The sequence below is a fragment of the Polaromonas sp. CT11-55 genome, from assembly GCF_047303325.1.
Taxonomy (GTDB): Bacteria; Pseudomonadota; Gammaproteobacteria; order Burkholderiales; family Burkholderiaceae_C; genus Polaromonas.
This window is the reverse complement of the sequence record NZ_JBKBEX010000014.1, coordinates 48,039-63,842: the sequence shown is the minus strand read 5'-3', so window position 1 is coordinate 63,842 and position 15,804 is coordinate 48,039. Positions and strand designations below refer to the sequence as shown.

The following is a 15,804-nucleotide window of genomic DNA, read 5'->3' as shown; positions in this document are numbered from 1 at the left end:
CCATACATTTCATGCAAAAACAAATAAATCGCTTCAAACTTCGCGCAGTTTGCGCCATGGCCGCCGGTCTTTTTGCAGCCAGCACCGCCTGGGCGGTTGACCCTTTCACGGTACGCGACATTCGGGTTGAAGGTTTGCAGCGCGTGGAGCCTGGAACCATTTTTGCGTCGCTTCCCTTTCGTGTCGGCGAAACTTACAACGACGACAAGGGCTCGACCGCCATCCGCGCGCTGTTCGGCCTGGGGCTGTTCAAGGACGTGAGGCTGGAAGTCAGCGGCGACGTGCTGGTGGTGATTGTTGAAGAGCGCCCGACCGTGGCCGACGTGGATTTCGTCGGAACCAAGGAATTCGACAAGGAAGCGTTGAAAAAAGCGCTGCGCGAAGCGGGCGTCGCCGACGGGCAGCCTTTCGACAAGGCGCTTGCCGACAAGGCCGAGCAGGAGCTTAAGCGCCAGTACATCAACAAGAGCCTGTATGGCGTCGAGGTGATCACCACCGTCACGCCGATTGAGCGTAATCGCGTCAACCTGACCTTCAGCGTGGTTGAGGGCGAGGTCGCGAAGATCAAGGAAATCCACATCACCGGCAACAAGGCGTTCAGCGAGTCGACGCTGCTGGGCCTGTTTGACCTGGACACCGGCGGCTGGCTCAGCTGGTACACCAAGTCCGACCGCTACTCACGCACCAAGCTCAATGCCGACATCGAGACGCTGCGCTCCTACTACCTGTCGCGAGGCTACCTGGAATTCAAGGTCGACTCCACCCAGGTCGCTATCTCCCCGGACAAACAAAGCATTGCCATTACCGTCAATGTGAGTGAAGGCGAGCGTTTTGTGGTGTCGGGCGTCAAGCTCGAAGGCAACTACCTCAACAAGGAAGAAGAGTTCAAGACCCTGGTGAAGATTGAGCCTGGCGAGCCCTACAACGCCGACCAGGTGGCCGAAACCACCAAGGCCTTCACTGACTATTTCGGCACTTTCGGGTTTGCCTTCGCGCGCGTCGAGGCCGTGCCCGAGATCGATCGCAGCAACAACCGCGTGGCCTTTGTGATCCAGGCCGATCCTTCCCGCCGCGCTTATGTGCGCCGTGTGAACGTGGCGGGCAACAATCGCACGCGCGACGAAGTCGTGCGCCGCGAGTTCCGCCAGTTCGAGTCGTCCTGGTACGACGGCGACAAAATCCGCCTTTCGCGCGACCGCGTGGACCGCTTGGGCTACTTCACCGATGTGAACATAGACACGCAGGAAGTCCCCGGCACCCAGGACCAGGTCGACGTCACGATGACCGTGACGGAAAAGCCCACCGGCAACTTGCAACTCGGTGCGGGTTATTCCAGTGCGGACAGCGTGTCGCTGCTGTTCGGCATCAAGCAGGAAAACGTCTTCGGTTCGGGCAACTACCTGGGCATTGAACTCAATACCAGCAAGTCCAATCGCCAACTGGTGCTGAGCACCATAGACCCGTATTTCACGGCCGACGGCATTTCGCGCACCATCGACGTTTATGACCGCACCTCCAAACCGCTTTCCGGCCAGGGTGGTGACTACAGCCTGAAAACCCGCGGCGCCAGCATCCGCTTTGGGGTGCCGTTCACCGAGAACGATACCGTCTATTTCGGCAGCGGTTACGAGCAACTGACCATTGTTCCCGGCACCAACCTTCCCGTCAGCTACCAGGACTACGCCAACCAGTTCGGTTACAAGAGCAGCTCCGTTCCCCTGACGATCGGCTGGTCCCGCGACAGCCGGGACAGCTCCCTTGTCCCCACCACGGGCCGCTATCAGCGCGTGTACGGCGACTGGGGTGTCGCCGGCGACATCAAGTTCGTGCGGGCCAATTACCAGATCCAGCAGTACATTCCGCTGAACAAGCAGTTCACCGTCGCCCTGAACGGCGAGTTCGGCTGGGGCAAGGGCCTGAACGGCCAGCCCTATCCGCTGTTCAAGAACTACTACTCGGGCGGCCTCGGATCGGTGCGCGGCTTCGAGCAGAGCTCCCTGGGCCCGCGCGATGCGTCCGACCTGGCCATTGGCGGACCGAAAAAACTGACCCTGAACGCTGAACTGATCGCGCCGTTCCCAGGCGCCGGCAACGACAGGACCCTGCGTTTGTTCGGTTTCGTCGACGCCGGCAACGTGTTCGGGGAAAAAGAGCAATACAAGCTGAATGACCTGCGCGTCTCAACCGGCGTCGGCATCAGCTGGATTTCCCCGTTGGGGCCCTTGCGGCTCGCCATTGCCACGCCCCTGCGTAAAAAGCCAGGCGATAGAATAGAGCGGTTGCAATTCCAAATTGGTACATCTTTCTAATGAAGCATCTTTCACACAAAATTTTCCTCGGCCTTGTTGTCGCATTGGCGGGCTTCTCCGCGAGCGCGCAGGAGTTCAAGGTCGGTGTCGTCAATCTGGACCGGATTTTCCGCGAAGCCAATTCCGCCAAAGCCGCCCAGACCAAGCTCGAGCAGGAATTCAGCAAGCGTGAAAAAGAACTGAACGACCTGGCGAACCAGCTCAAGACGCTGTCCGACAAGTTTGAGCGCGAGGCGCCCACGCTGGCTGAAAGCCAGCGCAACACGCGGCAAAAGCAGCTGGTGGACCAGGACCGGGATTTCCAGCGCAAGCGCCGCGAGTTCCAGGAAGACCTGAACACCCGCAAGAACGAAGAACTCCAGCAGGTGATTGAGCGCGCCAACAAGGTCGTGAAAACCCTGGCTGAAACCGAAAAGTACGACCTGATCCTTCAGGAGTCGGTGTACGTCAACCCCAAACACGACATCACCGACAAGGTGATCAAGGCGCTGAACGCCGCCCGTTGATAGCGGGGGTGTTCACCACGATCACCATCGCCAAAACGGCAGGCGCAGTGTGACACTCCGTCTTGCCGACATCGCCCAGTTCCTCGCCGGCCTCAATGCCGAGTTGATCGGCGATCCCGGCCTGCAGATTGAGCGGCTCTCCACCCTGGAGGCCTCCGGGCCTCAGGACCTGAGCTTCCTCAGCCATCCCAAATACGTGGCGAAATTGGCGCAGTCCGCCGCGGCCTGCGTCATCGTGGCGCCCGCCGCGCGGCAGGCCGCAGTGGCCCGGGGCGCCTGCATCGTGGTGGACGACCCCTACCATGCCTTCGCGCTGGTCACCCAGCTCTGGAAGCAGCGGCATGCCCCGCAGGCCGCGCCGTACATTCACCCCAGTGCCTTCATTGATCCCACGGCTTCGCTGGCCCCCGACGTCTCAGTGGGGGCTTTTGCCTGCATAGGGGAGGGCGCGGTCATAGGCGAGGGTGCCCGCATCGCCGAGCACTGCGTCGTCGGCCGGGGGGCGCAGGTCGGCGCCGGCAGCCGCCTGTCGGCGCGCGTCACCTTGGCTGACGGTTGCCGCATGGGCGCGCGCTGCATTGTGCACCCGGGCGCGGTGATAGGCGCCGACGGTTTCGGTTTTGCCTTGCACCAGGGGGAATGGGTCAAGATAGAGCAACTGGGCGGCGTGCTGATAGGCGACGACGTGGAGATCGGGGCCAACACCTGCATAGATCGCGGCGCCCTGCAGGACACCATACTCGAAGACGGCGTCAAGCTCGACAACTTGGTGCAGATCGGCCACAACGTGCGGGTGGGCAAACACACCGCCATGGCGGGCTGTGCCGGTGTTGCGGGCAGCGCCACCATTGGCGCCCACTGCACGGTGGGCGGCGGCGCCATTGTGCTGGGCCACCTGAGCCTGGCCGACCACGTGCATGTGTCGGCGGCGTCCGTTGTGACGCGGTCCCTCCTCAAGCCCGGAAATTACACCGGGCTCTTTCCCATCGACGACAATGCTGTCTGGGAAAAAAATGCCGCCTCGCTCAAGCAGCTCCACACGTTGCGCGAGCGCCTGCGGCAGGCTGAAAAAGCCATTCTGAACTCAGGACACATTGAAGAAAAATCATGATGGATATCCACCAAATTCTCAAGCAGCTTCCGCATCGCTATCCCATCCTGCTGGTGGACCGCGTACTCGAAATTGAAAAAGGCAAAAGTATCAAGGCGCTCAAGAACGTCACGATCAACGAGCCGTTTTTTATGGGCCATTTCCCGCATCACCCGGTCATGCCCGGCGTGCTGATGCTGGAAGCCATGGCGCAGGCCGCCGCCTTGCTGGCCTTTGAAACCCTGGGCGTGACGCCCGACGACAAGACGGTGTACTACTTCGCGGGCATAGACGGCGCGCGCTTCAAGCGCCCCGTCGAGCCGGGCGACCAGTTGATCATGGATGTCACCCTGGACCGCATGAAGGCCGGTATTTTCAAGTTCAAGGGCGTGACTCGCGTCGGCGACACCGTCGCTTGCGAGGCCGAACTGATGTGCACCATGCGCACTATTGCCTGAATGGCCCCCACGCTCTTCGCTTCGCGCCTGCGGCGCGCTGCCCCTTTCCTCACGAATGGGGCCGCTGCGCCTGCGGCCCGGCAAAGCCGGTTCCACGGCCCCGGCGTGACTGGGGACTTGCCCGTACGGCTTTCGGCCGCCCTATTCGCTGAACAATTGGTTTTGTCATGACGACTATCCATCCCACCGCACTGATTGACCCGCAGGCCCAGCTCCATGAGTCGGTGAGTGTCGGGCCTTACACCATCATCGGGCCGCACGTGAAGATAGGTGCGGGCACTACCGTTGGCGCGCACTGCGTCATCGAAGGCCACACCACCATAGGCCGTGACAACCGCATTTTCCAGTTCAATTCGCTGGGCGCGATTCCGCAGGACAAAAAGTACGCCGGCGAGCCCTGCGAACTGGTCATAGGCGACCGCAACACGATCCGCGAGTTCTGCACCTTCAACATCGGTTCGCCGGGCGACACCGGCGTGACGCGCGTGGGCAACGACAACTGGCTGATGGCCTATGTGCACCTGGCGCACGACTGCTCGGTCGGCAACAACACCATTTTTGCCAACAACTCCCAACTTGCCGGCCATGTGCATGTGGGCGACTGGGTGATCCTGGGCGGGTTCACGGTGGTTCACCAGTTTGTCAGGCTGGGCGCGCACAGCATGACGGCCATGTGCTCGCTGCTGTTCGCCGACCTGCCGCCTTTTGTCATGGTGCAGGGCCAGCCCGCCGAGGCGCGGTCCATGAACTTCGAAGGCTTGCGCCGGCGCGGGTTTTCGCCCGACCGTATTTCCGCCGTCAAAGCCATGCACAAGGCCTTGTACCGCGACGACCTCACGCTGGACCAGGCACGCGTGCGCATTGCCGAGCTGACCGGGAAACACCCGGAGGCTGCGCCTGATGTGCAGATGATGCTCTCCTTCCTGGAGCAAACCTCGCCGCAACGCGGCATCGTCCGGTAAGGCCCATGTCTCTCGAGACCAGCCCTCTGCCAGCCCGTGGAGAGGCTGGCGGCCCCACGGCAAGGCCCAAGGTGGCCATGGTCGCGGGGGAAACCTCCGGCGACCTGCTGGCGGGCTTGCTGCTCGACGGCCTCAAGGCCCGCTGGCCGGCATTGAGTTCCAGCGGCATAGGCGGCCCGCAGATGGCCAAGCGCGGGTTTGAAGCGGGATGGCCCAGCGAGAAGCTGGCCGTGCGCGGTTACGTCGAGGTGCTGCGCCACTACCGCGAGATCGTTGGCATACGTGAACAGCTCAAGCAGCGCCTGCTGGCGCAGCGTCCCGATGTCTTTGTCGGTGTGGATGCGCCCGACTTCAACCTGGACCTGGAGGCCGCGCTGAAAGCCCAGGGCATCAAGACCGTCCATTTCGTCTGCCCCTCCATCTGGGCGTGGCGTGCCGACCGGGTCGAGAAAATCCGCCGCAGCGTGGACCATGTGCTGTGCATCTTCCCGTTCGAGCCGGCCTTGCTGGCCGCCCACGGCATCGCCGCGACCTATGTCGGGCATCCGCTGGCCAATGTCATTCCCGTGCAGCCCGACCGCGCCGCCGCGCGGCGCGCGCTGGGCTTGCGGGATGAAGACACCGTGATTGCCATCCTGCCGGGCAGCCGGAAGTCGGAAATCCAGTACCTGGCCCAGCGCTTCTTTGCGGCAGCCGCTCTGATCCGGCGGGCGCAGCCGGCCGTTCGTTTCGTCGTACCCGCCATTCCCGCCCTGAAGTCCGCCATCGAACGCATCGCCGGCGAAACCGGCATGCGAGACCAGCTGCAAATCCTCGAAGGCCAGTCACATACCGCGCTGGCCGCCTGCGACTTCACGCTGATCGCCAGCGGCACCGCCACGCTGGAGGCGGCGCTTTTCAAGCGGCCCATGGTCATCGCCTACAACATGAACTGGCTGTCGTGGCAAATCATGCGGCGCAAAAAACTGCAGCCCTGGGTGGGGCTGCCCAATATCCTGTGCCGGGACTTTGTCGTCCCCGAGTTGCTGCAGGACCAGGCCACGCCCGAAGCGCTGGCTGCGGCGGTCCTGCAATGGGTGGAGGCAAAATCGTCGGCACCTGACAAAATAGTGGCCGTGGAACAACGATTCGCCGCACTGCATACCGAACTGCGGCGAGATACCTCAACATTAGCGACCGATGCGATCCAGCAAATTCTTGAAAGCTGAGCAAACCGCGCTGTCCTGGGACATACCCGGGCTGGTGGCCGGTGTTGACGAAGCGGGGCGCGGTCCCCTGATGGGGCCCGTGGTGGCCGCCGCCGTCATTCTTGACGAATTGAACCCGATCAAGGGCTTGGCTGACTCCAAAAAGCTCACGGCCCTGCGCCGCGAAAAACTCTACGACGAAATCCGTGCCAAGGCCTTGTGCTGCTCGATAGCTGAGGCCAGCGTGGAAGAAATCGACAGCATCAACATCCTGCAGGCCACCATGCTGGCCATGAAGCGCGCGGTGGAGGGTTTGCGCCTCAAGCCCAACAAGGTGCTGGTCGACGGCAATCGCCTGCCCACCTTGGTGATCCTGTCGGAAGCCATTGTGGGCGGCGATGCGCTGGTGCCCGCCATCTCGGCGGCCTCCATCTTGGCCAAGGTGCACCGCGACCGCTGGTGCGCCCAATTCCATCTCGAATACCCGCAATACGGCTTTGCCGACCACAAGGGCTACAGCACGGCCGAGCACCTGGCTGCGCTGCGCGAGCATGGTGCCTGCCCGCAGCACCGCAAGTCCTTCGCCCCGGTGGCCGAGGTTCTGCGGTGAGTCCAGGCTCGGCCTCCTCAGGCGGGATGTCCACCGAAGCCACACACGTCACCTCGCGCGACAACCCGCTGATCAAGGACTTGCGCAAGCTGTCCCAGGACAGCACGGCCTATCGCAAGCAGGGGCGTGTCTGGCTGGAGGGTGACCACCTGTGCCGCGCGGCGCTGGCGCGCGGACTCAAACCAGCGCTGGCCGTGTTCGCCGAGTCTTATTGGCCTGCGGCACCCGCGGAATTTACGCGGGCGGCTGACAAAAGCATCGTGATCCCCGACGCCTTGCTGCCCGAGATCAGTGGCCTCGAGTCACCCGCGCGCATGGGCTTTGTCCTGGGCCTGCCCGCTGCTGCCGGCCTGCGGCCCGATGCGGCCTCGGTGATCCTGGACCGGGTGCAGGACGCCGGCAATGTCGGCTCCATCCTGCGCAGTGCGGCGGCCTTTGGTTTCGGCCAGGTCATCGCCCTCAAGGGCACGGCGGCGCTGTGGTCGCCCAAAGTGCTGCGCGCCGGCATGGGCGCCCACTTTGCCCTGCACCTGGTGGAAAGCCTGGAGCCCGAGGCGCTGGCGGCCTTGACGGTGCCCATCGTCGTCACCAGCTCGCATCACGGCGACTTTTTGCACCAGCAAAAACTGCCCATGCCCTGCGCCTGGGCCATGGGCCACGAAGGGCAGGGCGTAGGTGATGACCTGATGGCCAGGGCGGCACTCAAGGTCCGCATAGACCAGCCGGGCGGCGAAGAATCACTCAATGTGGCGGCAGCCGCCGCGATCTGTCTATACGCCAGTTCCCTGGTTAGAGATTCTTAATTCCAGCAGGGGCCGCGGAACTGGCTTTGCCAGGCCGCAGGCGGCGGCTCCTCTCGTGATGAAAGGGGCAGGGAGATGCCGCAGGCTCACGCAATGAGCGACCGTGGGGGCCGCAGCCTGAGCTATAATCAGTGGCTTTTCAAAACACAGCTTCGCCCGAGCGCATACAAAGCCACCACCCTCTCAAAAGCAGCCTGCAAGAGTCTTGACCGAGACGTATCTTGTGCACGCTTGGGCGAACCGTAACCAACCCGGAGAACCCAGTGCTTTTGTCTCTACAGGGAAACACCCCTCACGCCATCCTGGCGCTCGCAGACGGCACGGTCTTTATCGGCAATTCGATTGGAGCCGCGGGCTCCACGGTCGGCGAAGTGGTGTTCAACACCGCGATGACCGGCTACCAGGAAATCCTCACGGATCCCAGCTACTGCCAGCAGATCGTCACCCTCACGTACCCGCACATCGGCAACTACGGCGTCAATGCCGAAGACGTCGAGGCTGAAAAAGTCCACGCCGCAGGCCTGATCATCAAGGACTTGCCGTTGCTGGCCTCGAATTTCCGCAAGTCCATGACCCTGTCCGAATACCTGGTCAAGGAAAAAACCGTCGCCATCGCCGGCATAGACACGCGCCAGCTGACCCGCCTGCTGCGCACCAAGGGCGCGCAAAACGGCTGCATCCTGGCCTTGCCCGCCGGCGAGGCGGTGAGCCAGCCCGCGATCGAAAAAGCCGTCGCGGCGGCGCGCGGTGCGCCCAGCATGGCCGGCCTGGATCTTGCCAAGGTCGTCTCCGTCAAGCAGACCTACGAATGGACGCAGACCGAGTGGAAACTCGGCGCGGGCTACGGCGTGCAGATCACGCCCCGGTTCCATGTTGTGGCCTTCGACTTCGGCGTGAAGAAAAACATCCTGCGCATGATGGCCGAGCGCGGCGCGCGTATCACCGTGGTGCCGGCGCAAACCCCCGCCGCCGACGTGCTCAAACTCAAGCCCGACGGCATCTTCCTGGCCAACGGCCCGGGTGACCCTGAGCCTTGCGACTACGCGATCACCGCGGTGCGCGAGCTGATTGAAACCGGCATCCCGACCTTCGGCATCTGCCTGGGCCACCAGATCATGGCGCTGGCCAGCGGCGCGAAGACCTTCAAGATGAAGTTCGGCCACCACGGCGCCAACCACCCGGTCAAGGACCTGGACAACGGCCGCGTCAGCATCACCAGCCAGAACCACGGCTTCGCGGTCGACGAAAAAAGCTTGCCCGCCAACCTGCGGCCCACGCACATCAGCCTGTTCGACGGCACGCTGCAAGGCCTGGCCCGCACCGACAAACCGGCCTTCTGCTTCCAGGGCCACCCTGAAGCCTCGCCAGGCCCGCACGATATTTCATACTTGTTTGACCGTTTCACCGCGCTGATGGAGAAGCAGCGTGGCTGATGTGGGAGACATCGATGCCTTGAAATCACAAGAAGTGATTTCAAGCGATCCTCACCTCGTTAAATTCACTGTTGAAGAGGTTTTGGACTACGTTTATCACCCTGCCGGGAACGCTCTCGACAGTACGGATTTTTCATTTCGTTCCGGCAATGAAGTGGTTCGTGTTAAAGCAATGTCCGGTCAACCTCATGTGTACAAAGGACAGCATCTGGTCGTTTGGCTCAAGAGGCCAGAGGACCCTCATTCTGCTATTGCGTTTGTCGATACAGCGAATGGAAAGATTTCTGGATTGGCGCCGGGAGGGTATCTTTTCGTGATGGCATTGCTGTCGGTAATTATTGGACTGAGCTTTGTGCTTACCAACTTCGCAGAAAAAACGCGGCTCCGTGGAGTCATCTTTGGCCCGACTGAAGTCGACCTTGCCATTTTTGTAGCGATTGGCCTGGGCGGCCTTGTGGCTGGAGTTACAGGGTTGTTCGTCATCATTCGCAATATTCGCATTCAAATTCAGCTGCAGCAGTTTGCTGTTCAATCAAATGCCTAAAAGAACAGACATCAAAAGCGTCCTCATCATCGGCGCCGGCCCCATCATCATCGGCCAGGCCTGCGAGTTCGATTACTCCGGCGTACAGGCCTGCAAGGCGCTGCGCGAGGAGGGCTACAAGGTCATCCTGATCAACAGCAACCCCGCCACGATCATGACCGACCCGGCCACCGCCGACGTCACCTACATCGAGCCCATCACCTGGCAGACGGTTGAAAAAATCATCGCCAAGGAGCGCCCCGACGCCATCCTGCCGACCATGGGTGGGCAGACCGCGCTCAACTGCGCGCTGGACCTGTGGCACAACGGCGTGCTCGACAAGTACAAGGTCGAGCTGATAGGCGCCAAGCCAGAGGCCATCGACAAGGCCGAAGACCGCCTGAAGTTCAAGGACGCGATGACCAAGATCGGTTTGGGCTCGGCCCGCTCCGGCATCGCACACAGCATGGACGAAGCCTGGGCCGTGCAAAAGAGCGTCGGCTTCCCCACCGTGATCCGCCCCAGCTTCACGCTGGGTGGCACCGGCGGCGGCATCGCCTACAACTCCGAAGAATTCGAAGTCATCTGCAAGCGCGGCCTGGAAGCCTCGCCCACCAACGAGTTGCTGATTGAGGAATCACTGCTCGGCTGGAAAGAGTACGAGATGGAAGTGGTGCGCGACACCGCCGACAACTGCATCATCGTCTGCTCCATCGAAAACCTGGACCCCATGGGCGTGCATACCGGCGACTCCATCACGGTCGCCCCGGCCCAGACGCTGACTGACAAGGAATACCAGATCCTGCGCAACGCCTCCCTGGCCGTGCTGCGCGAAATCGGCGTGGACACCGGCGGCTCCAACGTCCAGTTCTCCATCAACCCGGTCGACGGCCGCATGGTCGTGATCGAAATGAACCCGCGCGTCTCGCGCTCCTCGGCGCTGGCCTCCAAGGCCACGGGCTTTCCGATCGCCAAGGTCGCGGCCAAGCTGGCCGTGGGCTATACGCTGGACGAGCTGCGCAACGAGATCACGGGCGGCGCCACCCCCGCGAGCTTCGAGCCCAGCATCGACTACGTGGTCACCAAGATTCCGCGCTTTGCGTTCGAAAAATTCCCGGCCGCCGATTCGCGCCTGACCACGCAGATGAAATCCGTCGGTGAAGTCATGGCCATGGGCCGCACCTTCCAGGAGTCCTTCCAGAAAGCGTTGCGCGGCCTGGAAGTCGGCGTGGACGGCATGAACGAGAAAACCCAGGACCGCGAAGTGCTCGAGAAAGAACTCGGCGCGCCCGGCCCGGACCGCATCTGGTATGTGGGCGATGCATTCGCCCAGGGCATGAGCGTCGACGAAGTGTTCGCGCTGACCAAGATCGACCCCTGGTTCCTCATCCAGATCGAGCAGATCGTCAAGATCGAGCTGGAACTCGAAACCACCTCGCTCGACAAGATAGACGCCGTCACGCTGCGCACGCTCAAGCAAAAAGGCTTTTCCGACCGCCGCCTGGCCAAACAGCTCAAGACCACCGACACGGCCATCCGTGAAAAGCGCCGCGCCCTGGGCGTGCGCCCGGTCTACAAGCGCGTGGACACCTGCGCCGCCGAGTTCGCGACCAACACCGCCTACATGTACTCGACCTACGAGGCCGAAGGCAGCGAGTGCGAAGCCGCGCCCACCGACAAGAAAAAAATCATGGTGCTGGGCGGCGGGCCCAACCGCATCGGGCAGGGCATCGAGTTTGACTACTGCTGCGTGCACGCGGCGCTGGCCATGCGCGAAGACGGCTATGAGACCATCATGGTCAACTGCAACCCCGAGACGGTCTCCACCGACTACGACACCAGCGACCGCCTGTATTTCGAGCCGCTGACGCTGGAAGACGTGCTCGAGATCGTCGACAAGGAAAAGCCGCTGGGCGTGATCGTCCAGTACGGCGGCCAGACGCCCCTGAAGCTGGCGCTGGACCTCGAAGCCAACGGCGTGCCCATCATCGGCACCTCGCCCGACATGATCGACGCGGCCGAAGACCGCGAGCGCTTCCAGAAGCTGCTGCACGAGCTCAAGCTGCGCCAGCCGCCCAACGCCACGGCGCGCACCGAGCCCGAGGCGCTCGAAAAAGCCGCCGCGCTGGGCTACCCCCTGGTCGTGCGCCCCAGCTACGTGCTGGGCGGCCGCGCCATGGAAATCGTGCACGAGCAGCGCGACCTCGAGCGCTACATGCGCGAAGCCGTCAAGGTCAGCCATGACTCGCCCGTGCTGCTGGACCGCTTCCTGAACGATGCGATCGAATGCGATGTCGACTGCCTGCGTGATCCCGAGGGTCGCACCTTTATCGGCGGCGTGATGGAACACATCGAGCAGGCCGGCGTGCACAGCGGTGACTCGGCCTGCTCGCTGCCGCCGTACTCGCTGAGCGCGGAGACCGTCACCGAAATCAAGCGCCAGACCGCGGCCATGGCCGAGGCGCTGACGGTGGTGGGTCTCATGAACGTGCAGTTCGCGATCCAGAACATCGACGGCAAGGACGTGATCTACGTGCTGGAAGTCAACCCGCGCGCCTCGCGCACCGTGCCCTTCGTCAGCAAGGCCACCGGCATCCAACTGGCCAAGGTGGCAGCGCGCTGCATGGTCGGCCAGTCGCTGGCGTCCCAGGGCATCAAGGACGAAGTCACGCCGCCTTACTTCAGCGTCAAGGAAGCGGTTTTCCCCTTCGTCAAATTCCCCGGCGTGGACACGATTCTCGGCCCCGAGATGAAATCCACCGGCGAAGTCATGGGCGTGGGCAAGACCTTCGGCGAAGCCTTCGTCAAGTCCCAACTGGGCGCGGGTACCAAGCTGCCGACTTCGGGCAAGGTTTTTCTGACCGTCAAGAACAACGACAAGCCGCGCGCTGTGGAAGTCGCGCGCGCGCTGGCTGCGCAGAAGTTCGAGCTGGTGGCGACCAAGGGTACCGCCGCGGCCATCCAGGCGGCGGGCATTGCCTGCACCGTGGTCAACAAGGTCACCGAAGGGCGGCCGCACGTGGTGGACATGATCAAGAACAACGAGATTGCCTTGGTCATCAACACCGTCGAAGAGCGGCGCAACGCGATCACTGATTCGCGCCAGATCCGCACCTCGGCGCTGCTGGCCCGCGTGACGACCTACACCACGATTGCCGGCGCCGAAGCGGCCGTGGAGGGCATGAAGTACCTGGACAACCTGCCGGTCTATTCCGTGCAGGAACTGCACGCCCAGCTGACCTGAAAACCCGGGCCCGGCCACCGGTTTTTCCCGGATTTCGCCGGGCCCGATTTGCATTAAACTTGTTTCATTGAAGTTTTGAATTCAAGCGCCGCCGCCAGGTGACTGGTGGCGGTTTCGCTTTTGCAGGAGCAAAAAACATGGCCACCATCCCCATCACCAAACGCGGCGCGGAAAGCCTCAAGGCGGAATTGCACCAGCTGAAAACTGTGGACCGCCCCTGGGTCATCAATTCGATTTCCGAAGCGCGCGCCCAGGGCGACCTCAGCGAAAACGCCGAATACGACGCGGCCAAGGACCGCCAGGGCTTTATCGAAGGCCGCATCCAGGAAATCGAAGGCAAGCTTTCGGCCGCGCAGATCATCGATCCATCCGAACTGGACGCGGGCGGCAAGGTCGTGTTCGGCTCGACCATCGAGCTGGAAGACGAAGACACCGGCGATAAGGTGACCTACCAGATCGTCGGCGAAGACGAGGCCGACATCAAGCTGGGTCGTGTCAACATCAGCTCGCCGATCGCGCGCGCGCTGATCGGCAAGGACGAGGGCGACACGGCCGAAGTCCAGGCGCCGGGTGGTGTCAAGCGCTATGAAATCATCGCGGTGATGTACATCTGAGTTTCATTTCGTGAAGCAGCGCTTCAATGTGATGGTGGCCGCCCTCTGGTGGGGCAGCCTGACCGGCCTGGGCTTCGTCGTGGTTCCCATGCTGTTCACCAACCTGGGCGCGCCCGCCGCGGCCGGCGCCATGGCCGCCAAACTCTTCACCGCGCAGACCTGGGTCAGCGCTGGCTGCGCCATGCTGCTGCTCGTGGTGCTCAATAAAAAAGACGATGCGGCCCTCGCGCGGCAGGCACAGGCCGCGATGAAGTTCGTCGTGGCCGGCTTGCTGCTGGCCTTGCTGGTGGAGTTCGGCATCGCGCCGCACATCGTCAGCGCGCGTGCCGAAGGCGGCAACCTTAAGCTCTGGCACGGACTGGGTACGGCCTTGTATGTCGTGCAGTGGCTGTGCGCCGGCCTGGCGTTGTGGCGCCTGGTGCGGATGGAGCCCGCATCTCAGGCCGCGGAGCCTATCGTCGATTAGGGGTGACTCAGCCGCGCTCAGCGGCCTCGAGCGTATTGACCAGCAGCATGGTAATGGTCATGGGCCCCACACCGCCGGGCACCGGCGTGATGTAGCCCGCGACTTCCTTGACGCCTTCAAAATCCACGTCGCCGCAAAGCTTGCCTTCGTCATTGCGGTTCATACCCACGTCGAGCACGACGGCACCGGGCTTGACCATGTCGGCCGTCAGCACATTGCGTTTGCCGACCGCCGCCACGACCACGTCGCCCTGCAGCGTCATGGCCTTGAGGTCCTTGGTGGCGCTGTGGCAGATGGTGACGGTGGCGTTCTTTTGCAGCAGCATCAGCGCCATGGGCTTGCCGACGATGTTGCTGCGGCCTATCACCACGGCATGCTTGCCCTTGAGGTCGTAGTTGATGCTTTCCAGCATCTTCATGCAGCCGTAAGGCGTGCAGGGCCAGAAGCCGGGCTGGCCGACCATGAGCGCGCCGGCGCTGGCGACGTGAAAGCCGTCCACGTCCTTGGCCGGCGAGATGGCCTCGATGACCTTGTGCGCGTCGATGTGCGCGGGCAGCGGTAGCTGCACCAGGATGCCGTGGATGGCCGGGTCCTTGTTGAGCGCGTCCACGCGCGCCAGCAGGTCGGCTTCACTGAGGGTGGCGGGGTATTTCTCGAGTACCGAATGCAGGCCGCTGTCTTCGCAGGCCTTGACCTTGTTGCGCACATAGACCTGGCTGGCCGGGTTCTCGCCCACCAGCACCACGGCCAGGCCCGGCGTGATGCCGCGCGCGCGCAGGGCGGCGGCCCGCCGTGCGACGTCGGCGCGCAATTGTTTGGAGAGGGCGTTTCCGTCAATCAGCTGGGCGGTCATTTTTGAATCGGTCTATCAAAGTAAAAACGCCCGCTGGTCCAATCAATACGGGCGTCAAGGGCTATCGCAAAGACAGCGAAAGAGCGGTCAGCCTTTGGGCGCGTTGGATCCCAGGGCGATTTTGAGCAGGTCGGCCACGGTGTTGGCATTGAGCTTTTCCATGATGTTGGCGCGGTGCGCCTCCACCGTCTTGATGCTGATGCCCAGGTCGTCGGCGATCTGCTTGTTGAGCCGGCCGGCCACGATGCGCTCGAGCACCTGGGCCTCGCGCGAGGTCAGCTTGGCCAGCAGGGCGTCGCGGCTGGCGGACTGCTGGAAGTCGCTGAAGGCTTCCTTGGCCTGCTCCAGCATGCGCTCGACCAGGTTGACCAGGGCTTCTTCCTGGAAAGGCTTCTGGATGAAGTCCATCGCGCCTTTTTTCATGGTGTTGACCGCCATGGGCACGTCGCCGTGGCCGGTGATGAACACAATGGGCAGCGGCGACTTGCGCTCGACCAGGCGGTCCTGCAGCTCCAGCCCGGTCATGCCGCCCATGCGGATGTCGACGATCAGGCAGGCCACTTCGCGCGGGTCGTAGCGGGAGAGGAAAGTTTCGGCCGAGTCGTAGCAGCGAACGCGGTAGTCTTTGCCCTCGAGCAGCCACTGCAGCGAGTCGCGCACGCCCTCGTCATCATCAACGACGTAGACGGTACCTTTTTTGGGAATCAAGCTCATGCCAAACTTTCTTTCGTGAACTTCTCAAGAGA

15 protein-coding genes are annotated in these 15,804 nt (G+C 62.6%); 13 read left to right on the top strand and 2 right to left on the bottom strand.

All coding sequences use genetic code 11. The features are described 5' to 3' along the window. Positions 1 to 11: 11 nt before the first annotated feature. The 13 genes from bamA (at position 12) to ACEN8I_RS14290 (ending at position 14,205) form a co-directional block, all read left to right on the top strand. Positions 12 to 2,309 carry an outer membrane protein assembly factor BamA gene (bamA, locus tag ACEN8I_RS14350; protein WP_413329164.1) on the top strand — a complete coding sequence of 766 codons (2,298 nt, stop codon included), beginning with the start codon at positions 12 to 14 and terminating at the stop codon, positions 2,307 to 2,309. Beyond that, positions 2,309 to 2,815 carry an OmpH family outer membrane protein gene (locus tag ACEN8I_RS14345; protein ID WP_007866425.1) on the top strand — a complete coding sequence of 169 codons (507 nt, stop codon included), beginning with the start codon at positions 2,309 to 2,311 and terminating at the stop codon, positions 2,813 to 2,815. The genes bamA and ACEN8I_RS14345 overlap by 1 nt, the downstream gene beginning before the upstream one ends. 49 nt (positions 2,816 to 2,864) lie before the next feature. Further along, positions 2,865 to 3,926 (top strand): UDP-3-O-(3-hydroxymyristoyl)glucosamine N-acyltransferase, encoded by a 1,062-nt coding sequence (lpxD, locus tag ACEN8I_RS14340; protein WP_413329163.1) that lies wholly within the window; start codon positions 2,865 to 2,867, stop codon positions 3,924 to 3,926. Further along, complete coding sequence (gene fabZ, locus ACEN8I_RS14335) at positions 3,923 to 4,363, top strand: 3-hydroxyacyl-ACP dehydratase FabZ (RefSeq protein ID WP_007866435.1); 441 nt, start codon at positions 3,923 to 3,925, stop codon at positions 4,361 to 4,363. Before lpxD ends, fabZ begins: the two co-directional genes overlap by 4 nt. A gap of 167 nt (positions 4,364 to 4,530) precedes the next feature. Next, entirely contained in the window at positions 4,531 to 5,325 is a 795-nt protein-coding gene (gene lpxA / locus ACEN8I_RS14330) for an acyl-ACP--UDP-N-acetylglucosamine O-acyltransferase (RefSeq protein WP_413329162.1), read from the top strand. 5 nt (positions 5,326 to 5,330) lie between these two features. Beyond that, positions 5,331 to 6,533 (top strand): lipid-A-disaccharide synthase, encoded by a 1,203-nt coding sequence (gene lpxB, locus ACEN8I_RS14325; protein WP_413329161.1) that lies wholly within the window; start codon positions 5,331 to 5,333, stop codon positions 6,531 to 6,533. Next, on the top strand, positions 6,505 to 7,122 hold the full coding sequence (gene rnhB, locus ACEN8I_RS14320; protein WP_413329160.1) for a ribonuclease HII: 618 nt from the start codon (positions 6,505 to 6,507) through the stop codon (positions 7,120 to 7,122). Before lpxB ends, rnhB begins: the two co-directional genes overlap by 29 nt. A 26-nt stretch (positions 7,123 to 7,148) precedes the next feature. Beyond that, positions 7,149 to 7,925, top strand: coding sequence for a TrmH family RNA methyltransferase (locus ACEN8I_RS14315; protein WP_413329159.1), 777 nt, complete (start codon positions 7,149 to 7,151; stop codon positions 7,923 to 7,925). A 263-nt stretch (positions 7,926 to 8,188) separates the two neighbouring features. Continuing rightward, positions 8,189 to 9,358 carry a glutamine-hydrolyzing carbamoyl-phosphate synthase small subunit gene (carA, locus tag ACEN8I_RS14310; RefSeq protein ID WP_413329158.1) on the top strand — a complete coding sequence of 390 codons (1,170 nt, stop codon included), beginning with the start codon at positions 8,189 to 8,191 and terminating at the stop codon, positions 9,356 to 9,358. Then, complete coding sequence (locus ACEN8I_RS14305; protein ID WP_413329157.1) at positions 9,351 to 9,902, top strand: hypothetical protein; 552 nt, start codon at positions 9,351 to 9,353, stop codon at positions 9,900 to 9,902. Before carA ends, ACEN8I_RS14305 begins: the two co-directional genes overlap by 8 nt. Next, complete coding sequence (carB, locus tag ACEN8I_RS14300; RefSeq protein ID WP_413329156.1) at positions 9,895 to 13,125, top strand: carbamoyl-phosphate synthase large subunit; 3,231 nt, start codon at positions 9,895 to 9,897, stop codon at positions 13,123 to 13,125. The genes ACEN8I_RS14305 and carB overlap by 8 nt, the downstream gene beginning before the upstream one ends. Positions 13,126 to 13,262: 137 nt before the next feature. Beyond that, positions 13,263 to 13,739, top strand: coding sequence for a transcription elongation factor GreA (greA, locus tag ACEN8I_RS14295; RefSeq protein WP_007866454.1), 477 nt, complete (start codon positions 13,263 to 13,265; stop codon positions 13,737 to 13,739). A gap of 10 nt (positions 13,740 to 13,749) precedes the next feature. Then, on the top strand, positions 13,750 to 14,205 hold the full coding sequence (locus ACEN8I_RS14290) for a DUF4149 domain-containing protein (RefSeq protein WP_413329155.1): 456 nt from the start codon (positions 13,750 to 13,752) through the stop codon (positions 14,203 to 14,205). A gap of 7 nt (positions 14,206 to 14,212) precedes the next feature. On the opposite strand, the gene folD is transcribed toward ACEN8I_RS14290, so the two are convergent. Then, the gene (folD, locus tag ACEN8I_RS14285; RefSeq protein ID WP_413329154.1) at positions 14,213 to 15,058 is read right to left on the bottom strand and encodes a bifunctional methylenetetrahydrofolate dehydrogenase/methenyltetrahydrofolate cyclohydrolase FolD; all 846 of its coding nucleotides are present in this window, start codon (positions 15,056 to 15,058) and stop codon (positions 14,213 to 14,215) included. Between the two features lie 87 nt (positions 15,059 to 15,145). Further along, positions 15,146 to 15,772 carry a response regulator transcription factor gene (locus tag ACEN8I_RS14280; RefSeq protein WP_413329153.1) on the bottom strand — a complete coding sequence of 209 codons (627 nt, stop codon included), beginning with the start codon at positions 15,770 to 15,772 and terminating at the stop codon, positions 15,146 to 15,148. Positions 15,773 to 15,804: the final 32 nt, after the last annotated feature.

Excerpts from the sequence above, each read along its gene's own strand:
- carB (WP_413329156.1), top strand. The coding sequence starts at position 9,895 with ATGCCTAAAAGAACAGACATCAAAAGCGTCCTCATCATCGGCGCCGGC.
- fabZ (WP_007866435.1), top strand. The coding sequence starts at position 3,923 with ATGATGGATATCCACCAAATTCTCAAGCAGCTTCCGCATCGCTATCCC.
- folD (WP_413329154.1), bottom strand. The coding sequence starts at position 15,058 with ATGACCGCCCAGCTGATTGACGGAAACGCCCTCTCCAAACAATTGCGC.
- ACEN8I_RS14280 (WP_413329153.1), bottom strand. The coding sequence starts at position 15,772 with ATGAGCTTGATTCCCAAAAAAGGTACCGTCTACGTCGTTGATGATGAC.
- lpxA (WP_413329162.1), top strand. The coding sequence starts at position 4,531 with ATGACGACTATCCATCCCACCGCACTGATTGACCCGCAGGCCCAGCTC.
- ACEN8I_RS14345 (WP_007866425.1), top strand. The coding sequence starts at position 2,309 with ATGAAGCATCTTTCACACAAAATTTTCCTCGGCCTTGTTGTCGCATTG.
- bamA (WP_413329164.1), top strand. The coding sequence starts at position 12 with ATGCAAAAACAAATAAATCGCTTCAAACTTCGCGCAGTTTGCGCCATG.
- lpxB (WP_413329161.1), top strand. The coding sequence starts at position 5,331 with ATGTCTCTCGAGACCAGCCCTCTGCCAGCCCGTGGAGAGGCTGGCGGC.
- greA (WP_007866454.1), top strand. The coding sequence starts at position 13,263 with ATGGCCACCATCCCCATCACCAAACGCGGCGCGGAAAGCCTCAAGGCG.
- ACEN8I_RS14315 (WP_413329159.1), top strand. The coding sequence starts at position 7,149 with ATGTCCACCGAAGCCACACACGTCACCTCGCGCGACAACCCGCTGATC.
- rnhB (WP_413329160.1), top strand. The coding sequence starts at position 6,505 with ATGCGATCCAGCAAATTCTTGAAAGCTGAGCAAACCGCGCTGTCCTGG.